The sequence below is a fragment of the Streptomyces hilarionis genome (genome assembly GCF_024539675.1).
Taxonomy (GTDB): Bacteria; Actinomycetota; Actinomycetes; order Streptomycetales; family Streptomycetaceae; genus Streptomyces; species Streptomyces hilarionis.
The window spans coordinates 1-289 of sequence record NZ_JAHHIT010000670.1 but is presented as its reverse complement, the minus strand read 5'-3'; the positions used below and the strand labels follow the sequence as shown (position 1 = coordinate 289).

The window sequence follows — 289 nt, the reverse complement described above, 5'->3', positions numbered from 1 at the left end:
ACTACGTCCATCGAGTCTCCCAACACGGGCTCGCCAGGGCCTCATCGCCCGCCACACGACTGGTGAAGCCGCCAGATAGCAAGGGATCAGCGAAGTGATCTCCCAGCCCCGGAAAACGGGACCGACTGGAACAAGTTCTTTAAGCAGAACGGAAGATTTCACTGGCTGGCCTTGGCGACAGGGTCAGACGGGAAACCAACCGGGAGTCACCACGATGGAAGCAACAATCATCAGCGGCGCATGGAAGGGTCATCTCGGACGAGGTCTTGCGCCAAAAGAATTGCAGTAC

1 protein-coding gene is annotated in these 289 nt (G+C 57.8%); it reads left to right on the top strand.

Going from position 1 to position 289, the window contains the following annotated elements; translation table 11 throughout:
- Window positions 1-94: 94 nt before the first annotated feature.
- Window positions 95-289: hypothetical protein (locus tag KMS84_RS42905; RefSeq protein ID WP_256921558.1), on the top strand; the 195-nt coding region annotated here is incomplete at its 3' end.